At 52.0% G+C, this 24,589-nt stretch carries 19 protein-coding genes; all 19 read right to left on the bottom strand.

The window, feature by feature from the left end:
* Positions 1–33 precede the first annotated feature (33 nt).
* Positions 34–1,674: a response regulator gene (locus NSU01_RS11725; protein WP_076244147.1), complete on the bottom strand. Its 1,641-nt coding sequence runs from the start codon at positions 1,672–1,674 to the stop codon at positions 34–36.
* Positions 1,667–3,478, bottom strand: coding sequence for a sensor histidine kinase (locus NSU01_RS11720; protein WP_256703866.1), 1,812 nt, complete (start codon positions 3,476–3,478; stop codon positions 1,667–1,669). The genes NSU01_RS11725 and NSU01_RS11720 overlap by 8 nt, the downstream gene beginning before the upstream one ends.
* A 29-nt stretch (positions 3,479–3,507) precedes the next feature.
* The gene (locus NSU01_RS11715; RefSeq protein WP_076244143.1) at positions 3,508–4,830 is read right to left on the bottom strand and encodes an ABC transporter substrate-binding protein; all 1,323 of its coding nucleotides are present in this window, start codon (positions 4,828–4,830) and stop codon (positions 3,508–3,510) included.
* A 45-nt stretch (positions 4,831–4,875) separates the two neighbouring features.
* Positions 4,876–6,540 carry a family 43 glycosylhydrolase gene (locus tag NSU01_RS11710; protein ID WP_256703865.1) on the bottom strand — a complete coding sequence of 555 codons (1,665 nt, stop codon included), beginning with the start codon at positions 6,538–6,540 and terminating at the stop codon, positions 4,876–4,878.
* A 478-nt stretch (positions 6,541–7,018) separates the two neighbouring features.
* Complete coding sequence (locus NSU01_RS11705; protein WP_076244141.1) at positions 7,019–7,852, bottom strand: carbohydrate ABC transporter permease; 834 nt, start codon at positions 7,850–7,852, stop codon at positions 7,019–7,021.
* Positions 7,853–8,746, bottom strand: a complete 894-nt coding sequence (locus NSU01_RS11700; RefSeq protein ID WP_256703864.1) for a sugar ABC transporter permease — start codon at positions 8,744–8,746, stop codon at positions 7,853–7,855. It abuts the gene before it with no gap.
* Positions 8,747–8,839: 93 nt separating this feature from the next.
* A complete protein-coding gene (locus tag NSU01_RS11695; protein WP_076244137.1) occupies positions 8,840–10,144 on the bottom strand; it encodes an ABC transporter substrate-binding protein in 1,305 nt (434 codons plus the stop codon).
* Positions 10,145–10,942: 798 nt separating this feature from the next.
* Positions 10,943–11,965 carry a phosphotransferase gene (locus tag NSU01_RS11690; RefSeq protein WP_042135604.1) on the bottom strand — a complete coding sequence of 341 codons (1,023 nt, stop codon included), beginning with the start codon at positions 11,963–11,965 and terminating at the stop codon, positions 10,943–10,945.
* A 147-nt stretch (positions 11,966–12,112) separates the two neighbouring features.
* The gene (locus tag NSU01_RS11685) at positions 12,113–12,385 is read right to left on the bottom strand and encodes a CD3324 family protein (protein WP_042135602.1); all 273 of its coding nucleotides are present in this window, start codon (positions 12,383–12,385) and stop codon (positions 12,113–12,115) included.
* 316 nt (positions 12,386–12,701) lie between these two features.
* On the bottom strand, positions 12,702–13,166 hold the full coding sequence (locus tag NSU01_RS11680) for an immunity protein YezG family protein (protein ID WP_076244135.1): 465 nt from the start codon (positions 13,164–13,166) through the stop codon (positions 12,702–12,704).
* Positions 13,167–13,398: 232 nt separating this feature from the next.
* Positions 13,399–15,432, bottom strand: coding sequence for a methyl-accepting chemotaxis protein (locus NSU01_RS11675; RefSeq protein ID WP_076244133.1), 2,034 nt, complete (start codon positions 15,430–15,432; stop codon positions 13,399–13,401).
* A gap of 263 nt (positions 15,433–15,695) precedes the next feature.
* The gene (locus tag NSU01_RS11670) at positions 15,696–16,724 is read right to left on the bottom strand and encodes a bile acid:sodium symporter family protein (protein ID WP_076244131.1); all 1,029 of its coding nucleotides are present in this window, start codon (positions 16,722–16,724) and stop codon (positions 15,696–15,698) included.
* A 135-nt stretch (positions 16,725–16,859) separates the two neighbouring features.
* Positions 16,860–17,870: an L-rhamnose/proton symporter RhaT gene (locus tag NSU01_RS11665; RefSeq protein ID WP_042140993.1), complete on the bottom strand. Its 1,011-nt coding sequence runs from the start codon at positions 17,868–17,870 to the stop codon at positions 16,860–16,862.
* A gap of 257 nt (positions 17,871–18,127) precedes the next feature.
* Entirely contained in the window at positions 18,128–19,081 is a 954-nt protein-coding gene (locus NSU01_RS11660) for a radical SAM protein (protein ID WP_039303158.1), read from the bottom strand.
* Between the two features lie 278 nt (positions 19,082–19,359).
* Positions 19,360–20,610 (bottom strand): stalk domain-containing protein, encoded by a 1,251-nt coding sequence (locus NSU01_RS11655; RefSeq protein ID WP_042135594.1) that lies wholly within the window; start codon positions 20,608–20,610, stop codon positions 19,360–19,362.
* Between the two features lie 177 nt (positions 20,611–20,787).
* The gene (locus tag NSU01_RS11650; protein WP_076244129.1) at positions 20,788–21,747 is read right to left on the bottom strand and encodes a nucleoside hydrolase; all 960 of its coding nucleotides are present in this window, start codon (positions 21,745–21,747) and stop codon (positions 20,788–20,790) included.
* Between the two features lie 328 nt (positions 21,748–22,075).
* Positions 22,076–23,257: a MalY/PatB family protein gene (locus NSU01_RS11645; protein ID WP_042135592.1), complete on the bottom strand. Its 1,182-nt coding sequence runs from the start codon at positions 23,255–23,257 to the stop codon at positions 22,076–22,078.
* A gap of 104 nt (positions 23,258–23,361) precedes the next feature.
* On the bottom strand, positions 23,362–23,724 hold the full coding sequence (locus NSU01_RS11640; RefSeq protein WP_052421783.1) for a response regulator: 363 nt from the start codon (positions 23,722–23,724) through the stop codon (positions 23,362–23,364).
* Between the two features lie 163 nt (positions 23,725–23,887).
* Positions 23,888–24,577, bottom strand: a complete 690-nt coding sequence (locus NSU01_RS11635) for a serine protease (RefSeq protein WP_042135591.1) — start codon at positions 24,575–24,577, stop codon at positions 23,888–23,890.
* Between the last annotated feature and the right edge of the window lie 12 nt (positions 24,578–24,589).

Below are 24,589 nucleotides of genomic sequence, written 5' to 3'. Positions count from 1 at the left end.
CCTTGCTGCTGCAACCCTTATTAGTCCTTACTGTCACTCCCGGCCATCCATAGAAGCCGCCTGTGCCTTGCGTATGCTGTCCCTGTATTCTTTGGGTGAGAGACCGCAGCAGTTCTTGAACACCCGGTTGAAGTGTCGCACATTGCCAAAACCTGTCTCCTCAGCAACCCTGCTGATTTTCTCACCTGTGAAGGCCAGCTTCTTGCGGGCTTCTTCTATCCGGATATGTGTCAGGAACTCGATAAAAGTAACGCCGGTCCTCTGCTTGAACAGATTGCTGAAATATGCCGGGTTCAAATACACCTTGTCCGCCACTTCCTTAAGGCTTAGCGGATGATCATAATGCTGCGAAATGTAGCGCTGGGCGGCGGCAACCGGATCGAGATCCTTCACCTCTCTGGACTTCGCAATACAACCCGTCAGGGTAAGCAGCAATCCGCGGCATTTCTCGGCCAGCTCCTGCCGCGAAGACAGGCTGCACACATCGAACAGCACCTTGCGGATATCCTTTGACCCCAACCAGGATTCGGTAACATTAAGCTCTTCGGATAATTCGTAGTAGTACAGCAGCAGCTTGCAGATTTGCTGATGAATGCTCTCCGGCGATTCTGCCATACTGCACAGCTCTTCAATCATATGTTCAACAATCGGGCCGATGCTGGCCACTCTGCCCCCGGTAATCGACTTCTCCAGCATCTCCCATGACCATTTCAAGGGTCCGCTTCCGGAATGGGGGCGCTCTGTCATTTGGGCATAATCGAGCAGCTTGTCACCGCCTTCGATTAACCGGTATAAGAGGGCAATTCCGGCTTCATTATAAGCTTTCGGAATACCCGGCAGTCCTTCCGCCGGATTACTGACCCCGATGGTTACCGTCAGGTTGGACAAAGAGCGTATCTGTCTGCGAATCAGGTCGCCTAGAGCTCCCGGTGCCGATAAGGAATGCTGCGGCTCAGCTATATTCAGCAAAGCCACGACCTCGGTATCCGATAGCACGAAGCTTATGCCTGTAGCATGGCGGTCAATCATTTCCTGGACTACCTGCTGGATATACAGGAGGAACAGGGAGGCATCGCCCCGCTGATAACGCTCCTTCTCCACCGAATGCTTATCCAGCTTGATCACCATGCAGATGAAGTAGGGATGCCCGAAGGCAAAACCCATCTCCCGCAGCAGCTGCAGGTCGCTGTCTTCTGTTTTGCCCTTCAGCAGACTCTCGATCAGATGACCGGCCACATGCCGCTTCAGCACAGGCTGGACCTGCCACAGTTCTTCCTTACGCGCCGGAAGCGCCTTGCGCTCGGCCAGTTCCCGCCCCAATCTCTCCAGCACACGCCCCAGCTCCTGGCGTTCGACCGGCTTCATCAGATAATCCTTCGCTCCCTGGCGCATTGACTGCTGCACATAAGCGAACTCGTCATAGCCGCTGACCACGACGGTCATCAGATCCTTGAAACGTCCTCCCGCCATCTGCTGCAGCTGGATTCCGTCCATACGCGGCATTCGAATATCAGTGAGCAGCACTTCAGGCGACAGCTCGGCCAGCTTGTCAAGCGCATCATAGCCGTCAGTGGCTTCACCGACCACCTCCCAGTTCCCCTCCAGGCTGGTGATCATTTTGCGCAGACCTTTGCGGAAGACAGATTCATCGTCAACAATTAGTATTTTAGGCAACTCCGTCATCCTCCCTTGCTCTGCCCTGATGGGTAATAACCGGCAGCTTGAGCACTGCCTTGAAACCCTGATAAGGCATACTCTCCAGCGAAAGACCATATTCATCGCCATAATGCAGCACAATCCGGCGGTGAACATTCAGCAGACCGTTGCCTGAGCGTCCTCCCAGCTCCTGCGTATTCCGCAGATGCAGCCGGAGCGCCTCAAGCGCTTCCGCATTCATGCCGATGCCATCATCTTCAACGGCGATTCTAAGCACCTGATCGCTGCTGTCTGCAGTCAGCGATATGCGGCCCCGGCCAACACCTTTGTCCAGTGCATGATTAATTGCATTCTCCACCAGCGGCTGGATCATCAGAGGAATGACCTCACAATCCAGCAGCGAAGGTTCGATGGTCATCGTGAAGTGAATGCGTTCTTCATAGCGCATCTGCTGAATTGCCATATATCCGCCGACATGGTCCAGCTCATCCTGAAGCGTCACATGCTCCTTGCGTCCGCTGAGGCTGTAGCGCAGCAGCTTGCTTAGATTGTTGGACATTGTAATAATCTCCGGACTTCCCTCTAGCTCGGCGTACATGCTGATGGAACCCAGTGTGTTGTACAGAAAATGCGGATTGATCTTGCTCTGCAGCGCGGCAATCTGCGCATCCTTCTCCCGGATCTCCGTCTCATAGAGCAGATACCCCAGCTCGCTGAGCTTGGCAAGCATGCCGTTAAATGAATGGCCCAGCATTCCTACCTCGTCCGTACCGCTCACCGGAAAAGCCCTGCTGAGATCACCGCGCTCGACACTGCGCATCAGCCGGCTCAGCTTGCGCAGAGGCTGGGTGATCCGGTAGGCGATGAACACATACAGCAGCAGGGCCAGGCCTACACAGATGATGCCAATAAGAATAATGTATGTGCGCAGAACCTCGGTATCTTTCATCAGACTGGAGACCGGTACAACGCCCACCGTGGTCCAGCCGGTCACTTCAGAAGTTACGTGGGCCATCAGCAGCCCTTCCCCCTCCGACTTCACATGCCTTACCCCTTCACTGGCATTATCCGGAGACAGGGAAGGCGCTGCCTGTGGCAGTCCATGATCCTTACCGATGACCAGTTTGCCGGAATCATCCGTAATGTACAGCAGCTCCTTGGCGTCCAGCTTTACTTTGGACAGAATCTCACTGATGAACTTGGGGTCCACATCAATGACAATGTACCCGAGAGTCACCCCGTCATCGAAGCTGCGCAGCTCCCGCACAATGGAGAACGCCTGATACACATTTCCGCCGCTTGAGCTTAAGTCATGTGTAGCAACATACACGGGCTGCCCGTAGTGACCCTTGAACTTGTTCAGCCAGCTGACATTTTCATCGAGCTTATAGGTCGTCACATACTGGCTCTCCGGCATGACCACATAAGAGGCACCGCCGGTGCCGTATAATGAGACACCCAGAATATCTACCCGGCCGTTCAAAAACACCTGAGTGACGAAGCTGTTCAGTCCGCTAATCTCATCCAGTGTCAGAGGTTCGCCAGGAGCACGCTTGGTTGCAAGATAGTCGGTAACCTTGGGATACTGATAGGGCATCACGGTCAGCCGGTTCAGCTCATTCATATAGGTGTCGATATTCAGGGTAAGCTGCTTCAGCGTCTGAAGCTGATAATCGCCAACCTTGCGCTCCGTTGTTTCGGTGAAGCGTGCGAAGGCGAAATAGCCCATCAGCCCCAGCGGCAGCACAATGAATACCACATTGATAAGAATAAGCTTGCGCGCGAGCGCCAGATTCCTGAACCAGCCGCGAAATGATTTCAACCGCATTCTCCCCTTTGATCCCCTTACAGTCATTTCTTCAGCTGAAGGTTAATGCTGTCCACCGCATTTTGCAGAGCCTGCTCCGGGCTTTGCTCCTTGTAGATCATTTTCTCAAACTGCCGGATAATCTCTTCATTAATACTCCACTGCTTCACATTTCTCGGCCAGTAGGCTACGGAGTTGGCGGTATTGGCATAATCACTGCGGAACTTCAGTGCAGCATAAGCTTCGCTCTCCACGACCTTCCGGGAACTCGGCACATGCCCTGCTTCCGCCCACATCACTCCATGCTCCACCGCCCAGCGGGTAAAAATCATAGCAGCATTACGCTTCTCCGCACTCATCTCACTTTTGGCCGGAATAGCCAGCGTATGCGAATCTCCCCAGACCGCCGGATGGTCGTAGATGACCGGAACCGGCACCACGCCCAGCTCCAGGTTCTCATCCTGCTCAAAAGCGCCGGTTCCCCACACACCCGTAATCAGCATAGCGGCCTCCCCGTCATAGAACAGCTTGAACGCATCATTAATATCCGGCGGAATCAGCTCCTGCTGATACAGGCTGTTCACGAACTCCAGTGCCTGAAGCGATTCCGTGTTGTTAAAGACAGCCTGCGTACCTTCCGGATTGTAAAAGACACCACCGCCCTGCATCTGATTGTACAGGCTCCACCACAGCCACACGGAATCAATACGTGTGCTGGGCAGAGCCAGCGGAGCCACACCTGGCGGTAACTCTGCCTTCAACTGCTGCAGGAACTCCGTAAATCCCTGCTCTCCTTTGCCGATCAGCGGTTTGTCCCCGGCATCCAGCAGCCCTGCTTCTTTTAAAAACTTCTTATTGTAATAGAGCACTAACGTATGCGTATCTAGGGGTACAGCATAATGGGCACCGCCGTAGACCGTGGACTCAGCGATTCTAGTATTGAACTGGCCCCAGTCCAGCCCGGTATCCGCAGCGAGTCCGTCAAGCGGCTCAATATAACCGTTCTGTACGAATTGCGGCAGATTGGTAGCATGGATAATCGCCAGATCCGGTGCATTACCGGACAGAATTGCCGTACGCAGCCGCGAATAATAATCATCAAGCCGGGAATTGATCTGATCGATCCGGATATCCCCGTGCTCCCGGTTGAATTGCTGCACAAGTTCGGTCATGAAAATGTTATCTCCGCCGCTGAATGGAGTCCAATACTCCAGAGTTACCGGCTCAGCGGCAGACTGTGGGGATTCCTCTGCCCCGTCTGTACCGCAGCCGCCCATCACCAGCACCAGAAGCATAGCCAGCAGCAGAATTGAAAGCGCAATCAGTTTGTTCCGTTTGTGTCCGCTAAAGCGTCCCGTATCTCTCATATGATTAAGCCCCCGTCAAGCATGCAATCTATGAATCTACCCGGCTTATTCACTCTTCTGCCATATATCCATATAATCTATACCGAAGCTGCCTTGTCTGTCAAAAAGAATAATTTCATTCGCACCGCCCTGTAATTCCAGCTCCAGTTCAATGAAGGATACCCGGTTTCGTCCCTGAGATTCCGGGGTCAATACGATCGTAGAATCCCCGTTCACCCCTACCTCCAGCTTCGCATCCGGTGAAGCGTTAAGGACAGCTACGGAGACAGTGTAAGTCCCGCTTCCCGGTAGACGGATGTTGCTGAAACGCAGCGCCGCATCACTTCCGCTGAGGGTTGCCGCTGCCCCGCCCGAGGCATACGGGTTATCCTCCGCATCAGCATTCCCCTCCAGCGTCTGGGCTTCACCTTCATAACGCGGAATTTCAATAGCCTTCAGTTCAACTGCGCTTCCCTCCGGCAGCTCAAAGGCTACTGTATTCATCCCGGCTGTGAACGGTATGCTCAGATAGGCGTATCCGGTTTGGCCTCCCCCGGTAGGCGGCAGCTGAAGCTTTGACGGCGTTCCAGCATTCACTGAAACTGCCGCCTCCGCCGGTTCTCCACCCGGATTCACATAATGCGCCAGCAGCGGAGTATCGCTATCTACTGTGGACGGCAGAGACGGGAACTCCAGCCGGTTCCCGCTGCGGATGGCATTCTCAGCCTGGAATACTCCCATTCCAGCGGGAACCTCAAGCGCCGTGCTCAGCGCCAGCGGCTTCCCGAACACAGGTTGGCCGCCATCGTCCCAGTTGACCGGCTGGGACCGTGCTTTGCGGTTGTTCCAGCCGTCCGCCGCTCCAGTAGTCGCGTGATAGACAATCCACTGCTCGCTGCCATCCGGCGACACCGTAAACGAGTTATGCCCCGGCCCGTACACTCCGGCGGCTTCATCCATTGCCAGCAGCGGCTGCTCCGTCTTGGTCCAGTCTGCCGCCTCCAGCGGATTGCCGCCGGGCTTCAAGGCCAGCAGGCCCAGACTGTAATGCGGTGTCCAGCTGCCCGCGCCGGAATAGACAATGAAGACGCGTCCGTCATGATGAAGGACCGACTGGCCTTCATTGATGTACGGCGGACCTCCAGCCTGCTCCCACGGAAGCAGCGGCTCGCTCAGCAGCACCCTCGGACCGCTGATTGTCAGCGGATCACTCATTGGCGCAATATAGGTGTTCTGCGCAGCGTTGACATCGCCCTCCCAGCCGGACCAGACGAAATACAGCTCATCATCCACTTCCATTGCCAGCCCGTCGATCGCCCACTTGTTGGTGTCGTCGGTGACTTGGCCCTTGAAGGTATAATCGCCCAGCGGATCACCGCTGTCCCCCTGCAGCACATACATCCGGTGATTCTCGTTATTTCCATCATCTGCGGCAAAATAGATATACCAGCTGCCCCGGATGTACTGGAGCTCGGGCGCCCAGAGATTCGCCGAGTAGGCGGTCTCCGCCGGCGGATACCATACCACTCTCCGCTCGGCCTGGCGGAAATCCAGGGTACGTGACTTCATCACCATAATATCCGTTCCGTTATGGGTGAAGGTCATGTAATAATATCCATCCTTGTAGATCACGCTCGGATCAGGCGTATCGATCCCGGCAAGTGTGTTCTTAAACGTTCCGCCATGCCCGTTATAGACTACATCTATCCTGCTATTATTGTGCTGCTGCACTAAATATGCACCTCCCGCCAATATAAGTAACAGAACCACCGCAAGGGAGTAGACTATTCTACGTGAGTTTTTACCTGTCCATGCCTTGTGCGGTTTCGCTGATTTCATTTCCATCTGCTTCCCTCCAAGGGTTATGGAACAGTTTTATATAAGATGTACAATAGAAATTAACAAAAAGCAGGTAGGAACGAATGGGGAATTTGGAACTATAGGAGCGGTAGCGACCGCCTGAAAGCTTTCCGCAGGAAAGCTCCCTACGGAAGCATAATCAGTCACCAGGTTTCCACCGCGAAAAAGCGGTTCTAATCAAGAAATCTGGGGACAACAGCGGCCGGAAGTCCAAATGTTCACCGTAGTGACGAATTTGCTTCAAGTTCAAATCTTAAGTGCGGACGGAAGTCCAAATATCTACAGTAGTGACGCCTGAGCTTTATGTTAATTTATGAAGTACAGCTTATATCTCCTGTTCTATCACCCGTTATTTCACACCCGAGCTCGTAATCGCCTTAACGAACGACTTCTGGCCGACAATGAAGATAATTAGCACCGGGAGCGCCGCGATGGTAGTCATGGCCATTAATTTGCCGTAGCTCTGGGTGTAGCTTCCGGTAGCCATCATAGCAATCCCTGCGGTGATCGTCCGCATCTCCGGTGAAGTGGTTGCATACAGCGGCCAGACAAAGTCATTATAGATCCCCATGAAAGTGAAAATGCCCAACGTCATCATGATCGACACTGCGGAAGGCAGCAGGATCCTGGCATACAGATCCCATTTGTTCACCCCGTCGATCCGGGCAGCCTCTTCGATTTCTTTCGGGAAGGAGACAAAGAACTGATACAGCAGGAACACGCCGAACGCCCCGGCTGTAGCCGGCAGAATCAGCGCCTGATACGTGTTGATCAGCCCCAGTGTATTGAACTCAATGTACATCGGCAGAAAGGTCAGCACGCTGGGAATCATCAGCGAGGCAATGAACATGGACAGCATCGTACGGCGCAGCGGCAGATCCGGCAGCCGGGCCAGGGCAAACGCCGCCATCGAATCAATCAGCAGCACGATAGCTGTGCCCACAATCCCTACTGACAGGGAATTGATGATCCAGCGCAGAATCGGCGTATTCATCAGCTCCCCGCTCAGCCCCTGAACGAAATTATCAAGGGTAGGCTTCTGCGGGAAGAAATTCATCCGCCCGGAGAGGGCTTCGAAGTCATTTTTGAACGCAGTGGACAGCATCCACACGAGCGGCAGCAGCACGAACAGTGCAATCAGAATGGCCAGCAGCAGCAGGCCGGTTTTTTTGGCTTTTCCCATTTATACCTTCTCCTTCCGGTTCGTAAGACGGAACTGCACGATGGACACCATCATGATCAGCAGCGCCATCAGAATCGCCATCGCGGAAGCTGAGCCGATATCCTTGCGCACGAATGCCTGGTCCAGCACATTGATCAGCAGCACCTTGGTGGTGTCTCCCGGCCCTCCGCGTGTCAGCAGAAACGGCTGGGCATAAATGTTGAAGGACGCGATCGTTGAGGTAATCATCACGAACAGCATCACCGGGCGGATCGAAGGCAGTGTAATCGACACAAACCTGCTCCACGCGCCCGCCCCGTCAATAGCAGCAGCCTCGTAATAATCTTCAGGCACTTCGTTGAGCGCATTCACAAAAATAATCATATTGAACCCGATCGTCCACCAGAGCGTCGTGAGCACCAGCGCAATCCACACCCAAGGCGTAGCCGTCAGCCACGGGATCCCCGTCAGGCCCAGCTTTTGCAGCAGACTGTTAATGAATCCGGCATTGGTATCGAACATCATCAGCCAGATCACGGCCATAACCGAAGCCGACAAGGCATATGGCAGGAAATAGAACGTCCGGAATAGCCCCCGGAGCTTCGCCGGCAGTGCATTGACCAGCATCGCCATTCCCAGCCCCACAACGATCAGCAGCGGCACGGAGTACAGGACAAACTGGAAAGTCGTCCACAGCCCGCGGAAGAAGATACTGTTCTCATAAGTCCCCGGGGTAAAAATCGTTATATAATTCCGCAGTCCCACAAAGGGATGCGCGGCAGACAGCAGCTCAAAGTCCTGCAGGCTGATCACAACACCGTACAGGATCGGAAACAGCAGAAACAATCCGAAGGCTGCAAGATAGGGCAGTATGAACAGAAATGAGGTGAAGCGGGAAGTCCATGTGCTTATCAAAAGAGATTCCTCCATTCCTTCGTATAAAGAAAAGCGGGAAGCTATTCCGCGCTCCCGCTTTTGCTTACCGAAAAGTTCACTTCGTCATGAGTGCTATTTCATCGCCTGACGGGATTTGGCTACAGCATCATCCATGGCCTGCTGTGGTGATTTTTTGCCAAGAATGGCATTGCTCAGCTCGCTCCACACCGGCTCGACGATGGTGCCCCAGTTCAGCACATTCGGTGCAAACTGTACGGAGGAGAAGCTCTGGGATACGGTACTCTGGAACTCCATAGCTTTGAATTCTGCACTGTCCATAACAGTTTTGGAAGCTACCGCCTGACCGGATTCGGCCCAGTCCAGCGAGTTGCCGGAGACATATTTCAGGAAATCACCGATGCCGGCTAGCGTATTGCTGTCTGTCACAGCCTTCGGAACCACAAAGCCGTGGGAGCCTGCATAAATAGCCTGCTTTGCTTTGCCGATCTGCGGCATAACGGCTACGCCATAATTGAGCCCGGCTTCATCAAACTGTGATTTCATCCACGGTCCGTTGAACTGAATTGCATTCTTGCCCTGCAGGAACAGCGTGTTCTCGCCATCCTGCTGAACATTGGCCGGGGAGATGCCCTTGTCGACCATATCGCGTAGCCACTGCACCATTTCTACAGCTTCCGGGGAATTGTAAGCTACATCTGTTCCGTTCCACAGCTCTCCGCCATTCTGCCAGACGAGTGACGGGAAGATGAACTGCTGAGGCCAAAGGGTAGGAACTACATATCCGTAGACTCCTTTGGATTTATCCGTCAGCTTCTCTACGGCAGCGTCGAATTCAGCACGGTTTGTTGGCGGGGCGGTGACTCCCGCTTTCTCAAACAAATCCTTGTTGTAATACATCACTACGGGATGAATATCGAGCGGAATGGTGTACAGCTTGCTGTCGATGGTGGCGTACTTCACCGGGGCTTCGGCAAAATCAGCAGGATTAATTCCGGCAGTTGCCGCCAGCTCATCCACAGCCTGCAGCTGATCCTTGCTCTGGTAGGTCGGCACCTGATCCACGTGCATAATCATTAGGTCCGGCCGTTCCTTGCCGGTGCTGAGCGCAACATCCAGCTGCTTGTAATACTCACCATTGGGCTGGATCACGAAATTCACTTTGTATTTATCCTGGGAGCTGTTGTATTTATCTACGATTTTCTTCATGAACGGGCCATCCGAGCCGGAGAACGGTGACCAGAACAGAAGCTCTGTCTTCTTGCCGCCGCTGCTGCCTTCTCCCTGCGTCTCCTTGCCGCTGTTGCCGGCGTTTGCGCTGTTGTTCTTCGCATTGTTCCCGCTGCAGGCGGTTACTACCATTGCCAGCATCATAACCATCAGTAATAGTGATGTTACTTTTTGCATGGATCGTTTCATCTGTGTACTCCCCTTTTACCCGGTAATTCAAAGCTGGCTGCGCTTTGATGTCTTTATGTTACCGCCCCAAGGGATCGCAAAAAATGTCCTCAGTCTAGGATCAATGGACATATTTACAGATTGGCGGGCACGTTGCCGGGGTCTAACGTATGAATTCAACGCTCAGAGGTCCGAATCCAACGGCGGCTCCCGGAGAATAAAATCGCCCTGAGGGCGATCAAGCAGCACAACAAAAGTTCAATTAACGCAACTTGCCCTTTCCGGTAATTTAAAGGGATTTCCTCCACCCTATTCCCTCGCTGCGACACATTGTATTCGGTTTTTAACATACATTGGGCTCAGTTACTTTCACAGTGAAGCATTGTATTCGGTTTTTCGCATACATTAGGCTCGGTTACCCTCGTTGCGACACATTGTATTCGGTTTTTCGCATACATTGGGCTCGGTTACCCTCGCTGCGACACATTGTATTCGGTTTTTCGCATACATTGGGCTCGGTTACCCTCGCTGCGACACATTGTATTCGGTTTTTCACATACATTGGGCTCAGTTCCTCTCACAGTGACACATTGCTTTTACAGCACATTTCCTCCATAACTCACTGCGGGAATCTCATTAATACATCGCATAACTTCCCAGCATAATTACTTAAACTGCACAAAAAAACGGTTGATCAGATATCTCCTAATACATCAAAAAAAAGCTGCCCCACCGGCATAATCACCGGGGAACAGCTGATGTTGAAGAAACAGACCGCAAAGGGCTCTGCTATTTATTAAGTACAACTGGACGCTGCCCTCACTCTATCACGAAGGGTTCGATGCGGCTGAACAAAAAACGCTCACCCTGCAGATATTCTCTCAGGTAAGCCAGTGCATACGTCTGTTCTTCCCGCAGACCGGGGATTTCATCCGGATTAGAGATGTGATGGCTGTAATTTCCGATCATGATCATAACGAAGAAGCATTCCAGCTTCCGTTCATAATCCGGCTCCAGCTCCCGGACACTGCTATATCCCTGGATCAGGCTACCGCGCTGTGCCGGGGAGAGCTCCAGCAGCGCGGCAGCCATATCATAGAGGAAATATCCGTATCCGCAGCGGCCGAAATCGATCGCACGCGGCTGGCCTTGGTCAAAAACTATATTTCCGCTATGCAAATCGCCGTGAATCAAGCCGTAGCTACTGGCGTCAGGCTGCATGGCTTCGAGATCAGTCCGTATTTTCGCGGCAGCAGCCTGATAGAGCTTCCATTGTTCCTCCGTTACCATTACCGCGTGATGCTCCTCCAGCTTGCTCCACTCCAGCTTGAAGCTGTCTGCTCCCCATACCGGGCGGGTGAAGCCGGCAGACGGAACGAACGTTGTGGCCGCTTCGTGCATACCGGCCAGCATGTTCCCCATCCTGAAGATATGATCATCCGGCAGATTGACCTCTACGGGCTCTCCTTCCACCCAGTGCATCACCGTTGCCCAGGCAAGCCGCCGCTCTTCGCATCCAGTCTCCAGGATATAGCCGCCGCCGGAGCTGGCCAATCCTTGCGGGACCACAAAGCCCGCCGTCTGATTGAGATACCGGGTCCATTCCAGCTCCGACAGGATCTCCTCCCGGCTGAAGCGCTCACCATGAATCCGCAGCAGAAAGCTGCCGGAATCTTCTGTCTCAATCCGGAAGGTGACGCTATCCGACATCCCGATAAGCTCAATCCTGTTCCATTCCAGATCATACTCTGCCAATGCCCTGAGTGCTATATTCCTGCCCGATCTCCAGAGGGCCCGCGATGAATCACCCGTACTGCCGCTGTATAAACTATCTTCCGTCATCTTCCTGCCTCCCGCATTGTATGTCTGTAATTATATGGGCGGCTCACCGGATGGACATAGATAATAAACAGCTGCAATTCATTTTTTGCACAAAAAAAGAAAGAGTCCTGTTCGACTCCTTCTCTCTCAATTCAATATGAGCGCTGCTCATATCTGCTTGCTTCCATAAACAATCTTCTTGATGCTGTCACCCGACAGGCAAAATTGCTCGGCAAGCTCGGTTACGCTTAAGCCTCCGGCATAATGGTCACGAATGGACTGGTTCCGGGCCGTCAGATAGGTTCTGCCGCCTGAGTTCTCCCCCCACCGTTTCCGTTGTCCCTCGGGCTTGGGGATGTAGAGCATCCCGCCCTGCATATATTTCTGTACTTCCTGCAGCAGCTGCTGCGGTAATACCAGATCTGCATTTACATATTTCATATAGCTCCGCTCCTTTAAAGTAGTTAACTTGTAAAGGCAGCAAAGTCTATAGAACAGACCATTTTAAGCGGCGAATCGTTGCAGCGGAGACTTGCTATCAGCTCTACACAACAACCACTGCCATGTCGTCCATAGACTTTGCGTAGAGCTGAGCATTAATCTTCTCATGAAGCGTCCTCCTTCCATTATCTGACTTGGATTATATTTAATATAGCATACTGAAACTGCGATTTCCCGCTAAAAGTTCCATGCCTTGATAAACAAGGAGAGGCGCCCCATTCAGCCATTGAATAGCTGACAGGACACCTCTGGGGGATTAATTCGTTTTTGTTTTGAGATATTCATCTAAATACTTCTGGTGAAAGCCATCTGTAGGATGTAGTCCTAGAATTTCATACTCCCAAATTGTACGCTGTTGTGAAGGGGAATACAAAACAGCATCATAATTATAATTAATATTAAATTTGCCTGATTGACTTAAATACATAGTTAAATTTGTCCATTGTTGAGGATTGTTTTTGCTGGATTCCGCATTAAGATCAACAAAGCACTTTTCTAATTCACTACACAGGCGGTCATAAATGCGCTCATCTACCCCATAAATTTCAGGAATATTATGACCAAATATCAACTCGTTCCGGGGGGTAGATTTGTAATAAAAATAGACTATTCTTGAACCGGGCAATATCTCAGCATAGAGATGAATTTCGTCCCACTCATCAGGAATGATTCCTACGAGCTTATTGCCTATATGCTGATATAATTCTTCAATTTTTCCCACAGCTACCCTAGCCTCCACTCCAAATTCAACGCTACAACCCAGTTTACACCATAATTCACCATTTGCGGAGTCTTGGGAATGTGGAATGGGTGAGCCGGAATCCCAGGCAAAAAAAGGGACCCCGCCAGCGTCCGGCGGGGTCTAAGTTATATTAAAGGGGGGTTATGTGATTAATATATACCCCGAAGCTTAAAATCAGATGAAGCGCGGGTAAAAATCTGCTGAAACCGGCTTAGATTTTGAACTTCTCTACCAGGACCTGCATCTCCTTGGCGCTCTGCGTATTCTCATCAGCCATGGTGGCCTCATGGAAGGTCTTCTCCACAATATCCGCCGTCTTCTCGGCGATATCCTGCACACCGATCGCGCCTTCATTCACAGTAGCCGCCACTTCATTGACGGCGATGGCGATGCTGGACACCGTTTCGTTCAGGTGATCGGCTGCCTCCTCGAACTGGTTCATCAGCTCATTAATCGTTGAAGCATCGCTGTTATACTGCTGGCTGACTTCGTTCAGCCGCTCATAATCGCCCAGCACATTCTGATCAATGAACGTCAGCATGGCCTCGGAATGTTCAATCATCTGCTCTACGGAGTTGTAGACATTCTTGACGACGCCCTGGATGCCTGCCGCAGTCTCCGACGACTTCTCGGCCAGCTTGCGGATTTCACCCGCCACAACGGCGAATCCACGCCCGGCATCGCCCGCCCGTGCAGCTTCAATCGCTGCATTAAGTGCCAGCAGATTGGTCTGGCTTGTAATGGAGAGAATCGTATCCGCCAGCACATTGATCTCGTTGATGGCTCCCGATTGCTCTATAGCTTTCTGCATCTCACCACGGACCGAGCCGTAGATCTGTTTGGCATTCTCGGTTGAAGTTACCGCATCATGCTGAAGCGCCAATGCACGCTCCGTAATTTGCCCGGATACACCGGAGCCTTCTTTTACCCGGGTGGAGATCATTCTGACATTATTCTCGATCTCATGAATCGCTGCCGTCATCTCCTGGGTAGATGCCGCCGTTTCTTCCATTCCTGCCGACAGCTGCTCCGTAGTGGCTGAATTATCATGCGCATTCTCTCTGACGTCGATGGACAGCTTCTCCAGCGTTTCCGCATTGTCCAGCACTTTCGAGGAAATCGAGATCAGGCTTCCGGCCATCTCACGCAGTACGGCGCGGGTATGGAACATCGCTTTGGCAATGGTGCCTGTCTCATCTTTATTTTTAGTTAAATATTCATACTGGTTGTCATACTTCAGATCCAGCTCTGCTGTGCGGTTAATCAGCTGGGTAAGCTTGATAATCGGTGAGGAGATACGGGTAGCTACAGTAACCCCAATCAACAGCGTAAGCAGCAGACTTCCCAGTCCGAGCAATAAAATGTAGTTCGTCATTTCGTCCACAGGCAGCATGATCTCCTCCAGATCTCCGGTCAGCACCAGGGTCCAGTGGGTCTCCGGAAGAACGGTGAATGCCGCTTTTTTCTCAGCGCCCTCATACGTGTATTGCACCGTTCCATCCGGTACGGTCTCGCCCACCTTCACACGCTCCACGACCGCTTTGATTGATTCATTCTCAACCACTGAACCAATCTTCGTTTCATCCGGATGGTAGAGGATATTGCCGGTTTCGTCCACCAGATAGGCGTAAGATGAAGGCGCATTAGTCACCTTGGCATCGGCCAAATATTTAATAATACTGTTAGCATTAACCGCCGAAGCGACGAAACCAATCATCTTGCCCCCGCTCTTCACAGGATGGACAAAGGCTAATACGTAGGCTCCGGTAGATTTAGATTTCAAGGTCTCACTTACAACAGCTTCACCTGTCTTGAATACATTCTTCGTGTAGTTTCTTTCGCTGAAATCGGTGCCGACCAGCTTGGTGTCACTGTCAGCTACCGCAATTCCCTTCATATCAGCCACAAACATGTGCTCCAGGTTGCCTGCATCTTTGACTAAGCCCTGAAGCTTCACATTCACTTCATTCTGCAGCGCATCCCCGTTAGTAAGTTCGCCTTTTCCGGCCTGAAGCAGCAGTTCCGCGATCTCGCTTTCACCTGCAACGAGCTGCATGCTGCGCTTTTCTTTATCGATCATTGCCGCAATCGTCTGCGCTTTGTTGGTGTTCACCTGTTCCATAGAAGATTCAGTCAGATTCATGATGGTGCCAGTGGACTTGCTGTACGTAAAAATCCCCATTAATGCTGTAGAAATTAGTGTAACGACAATCATCATAACCGATAGCTTCATACGAATCTTCATAGTTTTCTACACCCTTCCGCCTCTATCTAATCCACTAGTACCTAAACAGCTAAAAACTGTAACATTTATTACAATTACTATCGGATTTCCCACAGAAATAATTAATATTTCTAGACGAATTTTCGGAAATAATATCGCATTTTGTCGAATCATAGTGAAATATAGCTATTTTTATTTATATTCAGCCTGAAAAACCCGCAATTCCCCAGCCGCAGACAGCGGCACTCAAAATGGGGGGAAATATGCGGGATTGCCGGGATATCCTATAACAAAATGCGGCTCTCGGCCGGTGTGGCCTTTGGCCCTTCTGGAGTCAGGGCTTCCGCCTGGTGCAGACGTTTCACTTGGCTGCGGATGAACATGCCGGAGCAGGCAGCCAGAATCTGCTGGAACAGCATGCCGGAAATCACAGGCAGGGCGACGGCCGGCGGGAAGTATTTCACTGCCAGTACTGCACCTGCACTCAGATTGCGCATACCGGAATTGAACTGAACGGCGACGGTATTCTCATAATCCCAGCGGAAGCTGCGTGAGACTACAGCACCGATGATATAACCCAATACGACAGTCACGAAAGTAACGGCAATAATCAGGGCCAGCTTGCCATCCGGATGCTTCAGATACCGTGCAATGCTGGCGCCATTGATCGACACAACGATGAACAGGCCAACTTTGACAAACGGCGCCAGCGGCGGTCCGCAGACTGCCGTAACCTTGCCTTTGCTGAACTGATTGAGCAGCATCCCCGCTACGGACGGCAGCACCACCATGTAGAGCAGTCCCCGCATCATCTCCCCAATCTCAATCTGCACACTCGCCCCCATCAGCAGATACAGCGTGCCGGGTACAACCAGCGGCGAAAGCAGTGTATCGATCAGGATCAGCGCCAGCGTAAGAGCAACATTCCCGCCATGCATCGACACCCAGACCACACTGACCACACCGGTCGGAATGGCGAACAGCAGCACATACCCTGTAACTGTATACGGATCTCCCGGGAAAAAGGCCATCGCTGCCAGCCAGCCGATCAGCGGCATCACAATATGCAGAATAATCAGCAGGATGATGAGCTTCTGCGGTTTAGCCAACACTGCCAGCAAGTCACGGAAATTAGATTTCAGACTGCCGATCAGCGTCATAAAAGCAAAAATCCACGGCACCAGCCAGGTAAACGGCAGCAGCACCGCCTCGTTAAGCACACCAACCACAATGGCTGTAGGTGTGAGCAGCGGCATTATTTTCTCAAGCACAACATTGGAAGATATTAATCCGCGTCTTTTTGCACTAAGCATGTTGTATCCCTCTATGTATGGCGGGCCACACATTCCTTCTCTGCAGATTTCTTGGTCTTGGTTAACACCTCTAATGAAATCATAACAGAACCAAGCCGCCCGGAAGAGTGGAAAATTGCCAATTTGCGGAATATCCTACGCCATGCTATTGGCGATCCCCACTACAATCCAGGACAGAATCAATATTATATTCCCCCACAGCAGCAGCTTCTTGGGAGCAGCGAACCCTTTCCACTCTCCGTCCTTAAGTCCCCACGCATTGCTGATGATCAGCGACAATCCGTTGAAGGCAAGCCAGCCCACGACGGAGCCTAGCGGACCGAGTAATGCGGTTGCCTTGGCATAGACACCGAGTGCCAGGAACCACACCGCAGCGGTTAACAGTGCCTTACCGTAGGCCGGGCCTGCACCTTTGGCAAAATAATCCTTATAGGTCCGGTTCTTGATTAACAGGATAAAAGCATACGCGAAGTTGGCGATGAAGCCGCCGGACAGCGTAATTACCCAGGAAATAAGATTGGCGCTAATCCTGGCTGTTCCATCGGCAACGGCAATATCCGCCGCCTGACTCGCATAGGAGAAGCCGATATTCATCGCAGCAGAGCCTAGCCCGGCAGCTGAAGCGATAATCAGGCCTTTGGTCAGGTTAGTACCGGAGCTTGTCCCTTGGCCGGAAGCGGTGATAATCTTTTCTTTGAGCAGGCCGGCCTTGGTAATCACGGCAACGCCAGCCAGCATAATTGCTGTGCCGGTCAGCAGTACCGTAAATGAGCCAGCCGCCGGGATATTGCCGAAGATGAACAGCGGAATCAGCGAACCCAGCGATGCCGATATCCCCATGTTAACACCATAGGTCAGCGAGACACCGATGGAATCAATCGCTTTGCCGAACATAATCGAGCTGATGCCCCACAGGAAACCGCAGAAGGAAGCCGTCCATAGCACATCAGCAGGCGTCTGCCGGATATAGCTGAAGAAGTTGGGCACTTCGATCCAAGTCCAGACAACCGGAATAATTAATATCCCTACCAGCGAGAAAATCGTCCAGAACGCTTCCCAGGAGAACGGCTGGTATTTCTTCATCCCCAGCCCGAAGCTGCCTTGGAAGCAGCAGGCCAGCAGCAATAGTAAAAACCCGTAAATCATGATGAAATCCTCCCAGTCCAAATGTGTTATCTCTATTTCTATAGTAATGAAGCAGAAGGTTTCTGCATTGTTATACAGTTCATGCTGATGATTATACATGAAAGTTTTCATTCATAGTTGAAATAAAGTCAGAAATACCTGTCATTCAAAGTCATTCCCAGCAAAAAGCAGGACCACAGCGGTTGGGCTGCAATCCTGCCTGATATAATGCACAATAATAAGTTCCGCTCATAAGCTCTTCTGCTGCAGCGTCCGGACTATACCCCTTGCGGGAAAAGCGCATCCAGCGCCGGGCAAGGCCGCTTCTCCAGATACTTTTCGAGCGGTGCAGGCATGTTGCTGTACAGATCCTTCAGCGAGGTACCGCTGTAAATATTGCCGATAATAACCGGGTGGCATAGCTCGGAGATCAGAATATCGCCATTGCCGTGCAGGTGAAGCTGCTTCATGCCCTCAATGCAGTGCGGGAAGTAGACACCCGGCTGTTCCTCGAACCCCATAGCCTCCATGAACCGGTCCATACATGTGAAATAGAGGGTGGTATCCGCCGGTTTACGGGCAATCAGCTCGTTCACGGCATTCTTCAGCTGTTCCCGGGCCGCGATCGCTTTCCAGCCGGTATGCCCCATAATAATGCTGTTCTGGATCTCATGCGTTCTTACACCCATGGAATAGACATGATCGCTGATCTCGCGCATATTGTCCTGTGTTTCGTTGAACAGCAGCGTTTCCAGCACAACATTTACATTTGTTTTGGCGAACATGGTGATGTTCTCTCTGATTTTGTTATAAACGCTTGTGTGGATATTGTAGTAAGCAGAGAATGCTTCGGCAGTAGTGAAATTGAAGGATATATGTATCGTAGTCAGTCCTGCATCCACCAGCTGCCCGATCCGCTCTTCATTCAGCAGGCTGCCGTTCGAGTTCAGCTGGGTCTGAATCCCGCGGGAGGTGCAGTAAGCCACAATGTCCACGCAGTCCTGGAACTTCAGCGTCACCTCACCGCCCGAGAGGCGCACACGCTTCAGATTAGGCAGCTCCTCCAGAATGCGGATAACCTCCTTGCCGTTAATGCTCTGTCCATCATTTCTATTGTAAGCGCAGCAGTAATCGCAGCGGAAATTGCAGTTCGAGGTGACCCCGACTTCCAGCCCCTCCAGCTCATAAGTCATCGGTTTATCCAGTTCCAGTGCTTTGTATTTCGTACTCATGCTCTATAGTCCCTCCTATATTTAGAATCGTCAATTTAAAGGTCAACCTTTAAAATTATACAGGTTTGCCCGTCAGGTTAATGTGACATTTGATATCGCCAGCCCGAATATACAAGATGCTGCATAACAAGGAGGACCTGAGGAGGACTCATATAATGAAAGATTTACAATCATATATTCATCAAAAAGACTGCCGCGCGGTCAATATCACCATACGGCAGTCTCTCTTCAGCCAGATTCAAATTTAGCTATCATTGCATGAATACTTGCTGCACATTCTACAATTCTACCGATTCTCCCATTCTGCTGAACACCGGCTGGCCAATGAGACCCAGACGCCAGATGGCAATTCCTTTGAGACCGTAACGTTTGGCCAGGCCAATCTTCGCGTTGACGGAGGAATCATTCTCGCTGAATACTGAAATGCCGAGAATCAGCTTGTCTTTGCTGACCTGCTGCAGGGCCAGCCGGATACCTTCATCCACTTTGTCCATCGGCTCCGGCCCCTTCTCGCCCTCGTAGGCATAGGCCATAATGACCAGATCGTCAGCGAGAGAAGCAAGCGTTTTGTAATCATAACCTTTGTAGGAGCTGTTGAGCGGATGCAGAATCACCGTCAGCTTCAGACTGGCAGCGCGTGCGGCCACGGAGAGATTTTTGACAAAAGCATTATACTGGCTCTGCACAAGCGCCTTATCTCCGGTCAAGCCCAGTCCTTCCAGATCCAGTCCAATGCCCTGGAATCCCTTCTGCGAGGCCAGATCCACGATGCTGGCGATGGTCTGCTGCTGCAGCTGCGGGTCCGCCAGATTCTTGCTCAGTTCCAGAGCTGAGTCACTGGAGTAAACCATCAGATACGGGGCTGTACCTCCCGCTGCTGCATTCTGGACAATGGATTCCGGCGTTACCTCTCCTGCAGCCTCCGGCCACCAGAAATCCTTACCGGTTGTAGTGAATTGACCGGTAGGGTCAATCCGGCTCCAGCCAAAGGCTACCGCATCAAAGCTTGGAATCAGCGACACTTCACTGTAGGCCTTCTGCGCATAGAATCCTAAAGTGTACAGATCCCGCTTGGGCGATGTAATGGATACGGTCTTGGAAGCCTGATTCCAGGAAGCAACCGCTCCAAACTGCTGGCTGAAGAACTTGAGCGGAATCATCGTCGTCCCGCGGATATTCTGCGGCGCTACATCAAGCTTCACTACGGTTCCGTTCACGGATGCATTTTTACTGCCCAGGGTCAGGATAACTTTTGCCGGAGATGCTTCAGCAGCGGACTTCTGCGTCGCGGTAATCTGGCGGGCCGCCTGGTTCCATTCCACCCCAATGCCCAGTGCCTCAGAAATCGCACGGAAAGGTACCATTGTCGTTCCGCTCATGACTACCGGTTCTACCGGAAAGGGCAGCGGATAGCCGTCCAGCAGAATACTGACACCGCCTGGTGCCGCCTGTGCAGCACTTGCAGGGAGTGCCGAGTAGCTACCCAGTGAGATCGCTGCGCATAATACTATTTTAGCCAGATGCTTCATTAATAAGTTCCCCATTCTCTTATAGATAGATTATGAATCTCTCAATCTTACATCCCCTACCATTTTACCAAACCAGGAAATTATAGCAAATTAAGAGATTGTAACTATTGGGAGATTCAATTGTCTGCTATTGAAGTAGGGTAGCTGATGCATAATTCCATTCCACTTACTTCACACTTACATAAACGCGCTCAAAAAGACGCCAACCGCCCGTTCAGCCTCCACATCCACCGCCACTTCGATGAAATGTCCGACCTTCGGCTGCGGCCGCAAATCTGCCACGACCATACCTGAGGTGAACTCTCCCTGATGCTCCACGCGGACCTTCATCCGGCGCGTAGTCACCAGATCCGGCTGCAGCGCAGCCATGAGGGCCAGCGGATCATGCAGCGGCGCACTGTTGATCAGATAATTGGCTTCCCGGTAAAATCTGAAATAGTATTCGAGTGACTCCTCCATGAAGTCTATGATGGACTTGTTCTCTTCGCGCCCATGGCGCTTCAGCAGCTCAAGATGCTCTGAGGTAATCCGTGTCTGCAGTGTAACGTCCAGCCCGATCATCAGCACAGGCAGCCCAGAGGTGAATACACGGTCAGCCGCTTCCGGGTCGCCCCACAGATTAGCTTCGGCCACCGGAGTCACATTGCCCGGCTTAAAGACCGTGCCGCCCATGACCACTACCTTCTTCAGCTTGGAGGTCAACTGCGGGTCCAAATCCAGCGCGAGCGACAGATTGGTCAGCCGTCCGAGCGTTACCAGCACAATCTCACCCGGGTTCTCATCCGCCATCCGCACAATGAACTCCGCCGCTGTCTCCTGCACCGGCACTTGCCGGGAAGGGGGAAGCTGAACGCCGCCAATCCCATTCTCCCCATGCACATGGGTCGAGAAGCCTGTCAGTTCGCGCACCAGTGCCTTGGACGCTCCAAGCGCTACCGGAATGTCGTATCCGGGATCTGCGAGTGCAAGCAGCCGCAAGGTATTATCCGCCGCCTGCTGCACATCAATATTACCAAACACCGTCGTTATCCCCTCAACTACCACTTCCGGTGTGCGGAGGGCATATAGAATAGCCAAAGCATCGTCTATTCCTGTATCACAATCAATAATCATCCGGGTTGTATTGCTGCTACTCATCTCTATCTCTCCCACTCTCTATATATACTTACTCTATCAGCCGTACTGCCCATCTTAACACGGGTCTGCGGTCTGCTCAATAAGCGGTTGTGGTTGAAGCGCATGCCGGGAAGGGGCAGCAAGGGGTGTTCACCGCGAGGTTGGCGGGACACCTTCAATCTTCGCAGACAGCGGTATAACAAGAAATCCGCTACCCCTAAGGGCGCGGATTTCTTGATCGCTGTAAATGTTTTAATATAGCGTCTGATTTATGGTACGCTACCTTTTCGCTGCTTGTAATTGCACAGTATACAACTATATGCCGCAGCTACAAGCATACGTATAAGCTTTATTGCTGAACATAAGGGGCAGCAGCCTGAGTGAACCGCTCCAGCGCTTCGGCAAGAACGGAACGCGGACAGGCCAGATTGATGCGCAGATGGCCTTGGCCTTCCGTTCCGAAGACAGAGCCTTCGTTAAAAGCCACCTTGGCCTCGCGGTACATCAGGTTCTTGAGTCCGTCCGCATCCAGCCCCAGGGCCCGGCAATCGATCCACAGCAGATAGGTGGCTTCGGGTTTCATTGGCTTCACCTGCGGCAAATGCTCTGCGAGGTAGCTGATGGCATACTCGGCATTGCCGCTGATATGCTGCACCAGCTCATCCAGCCATTCTCCGCCTTCATTATAAGCCGCTTCAACCGCCTCCGGCGTGAAGAATGCCGACATATGCAGACTGAGTGCCTTCAGCTTGTACTCGAATTTCCGCTTCAGCTCGGGACTAGAGGTTACGATATACGAGGTTTGCAGGCCCGGCAGATTGAAGGTTTTGGTCGCTGCCAGCGTAGTCAGTGTAATATCCGACAGCTCCGGCGACAGGGACGCAAACGGGATATGCTTGTAGCCCGGCATTGCCATATCGCAATGGATCTCATCCGAGATTACCGTTACACCATACCGCAGGCACAGCTCACCAAGACGCAGCAGCTCTTCCCGCTCCCACACTCTGCCGCCAGGATTATGCGGACTGCACAGCAGCAGCAGCTTGGCGCCGCCGGCCATCAGTTCTTCAAGCTGGATATAATCCATAACATAATGGCCTTCTTCCAGCTTCAGCGGGTTGATCGCCACCTTGCGGTCATTCATCCGGATTACATCATAGAAAGGATAGTAGACCGGCGACTGCAGAATCACCTGATCTCCCGGCTGGCTGAACAGCTCTACGGACAGGCTGAGCGAGGTCACAATTCCCGGAGAATCGGTGATCCATTCCTTCTGAATCTCCCAGTCATGACGGCTGCGGTACCACCCGGCAATCGCCTCCTTGTAGGAGTCACTCGTCACACTATAGCCGTACACCCCTTCCTGTACACGGCGCAGAATCGCTTCCTTCACGGCAGGGGGACTCTCAAAGTCCATATCCGCGACCCAAAGCGGAAGAATCTCCTTGTCTCCGAACAGCTTCTCGGACTGGTCCCATTTGTATGAGCGGGTATTGCGGCGGTCAATGATACGGTTAAAATCATACTTCAACTAAATCACCCATCCTTTCTGCTTGTCCGTTTATTGTAACATGGAGAGAAACTTCCGGCATCCTGATTCAGTCTGGCGGCTTCGGGTTTACTCCGGCATACGCTTCAGCTTCCCTTACGCAGCCGTTCGAGTGACTGGCCCAGGCGGACCTCCTCCAGCGGCTTCAGCACATAATCCACAATGTCTTGGTCGAAGGCCCAAAGGGCATGCTGTTTGCTCTCTGTGACAATCACAATTTGAATATCCGGCAGCTTCTTTTTTACCCGTTCGGCTACAACCATTCCCTGCTGGCCGGGCAGCTGAAGATCCAGAAACAGCACATCAGGCTGCAGCAGAACAATTTTGTCTACAACATTCTCGGGATAGGCCGACATTCCAATCACATTCACCTTGCCTGTATGCTGCAGCATGGAAGACAGCTTATAGAGATCCTTCTGGTTCATATCCAGCAGAAATGCCTTGATCACTCGGGTTCCTCCTCCTTCCGGACGGGTGAATTACGCAGTCGTCTATCGGTACAGGTGTCTAAAAAAAGTGCTGTCCCCCGTTTGCTCCAAACGTCAGAGGACAGCCATTGTTATTATTATTTTGCAGCCTTCATTGTTGTCTGAGCTGCTTCTGAAATGAATTCTACTTGAAGGACGCCGGCAGCAGGCTCCGCAGATCCTCCATATTTACAACCAGATGAATGTTGTTCATGGTCCGCAGCGAACCGGAGATAATTCCCGCAAGCTGGCCATGTGTATCCAGCAGCGGACCTCCTGACATCCCGCTTGCCACCTGGGCCGAAGTCAGAATCCGGCTTCTTCCATTGATCTCCGCAGCAGGCGTGTTGACAATCCCTTCGGTGATAATCGCTGTATTCTTAAGCGGATAGCCCAGTGCGAATACAGCTTCTCCATGCTTCAGGACGTCCTTACGCAGCGGAAGATAAGCATACGCATTACCCTTCTGCTTCATAGCAGCAGGACTTGGCAATTCAAGAACAGCCACATCCTTAAGCTCATCGAATTTCGTGACTTTGATCGGACTGATAATACTACCATCCGCCATCACCCCTTCCATCCGCTCCGCACCTTTGACCACGTGATACGCCGTTGCTGCTGTTCCTGCCGGAGACAGGATAATTCCTGTCCCCGTGGAACTTGCGGTGCCGTCACTTTTGAGTACCCGCAGATAAAACATGGCTTCATTCGCAATTCCGTAGCTCTGTTCAGCGTTATACACACTTGGTGTGTCGGCGCTGGTAGTGTCTGAATAGAAGAGCACTGCCGAGATCAACGAGAAGATCAGGCTTACGGCAAGCAGTTTTGTTTTCATCCGCCAATCTCC

Source organism: Paenibacillus sp. FSL H8-0259, from assembly GCF_037963255.1.
Lineage (GTDB): Bacteria > Bacillota > Bacilli > Paenibacillales > Paenibacillaceae > Paenibacillus_AQ > Paenibacillus_AQ phytohabitans.
Note: the sequence above shows the minus strand (reverse complement) of the source record. Positions and strands in the feature narration are given on the sequence as shown.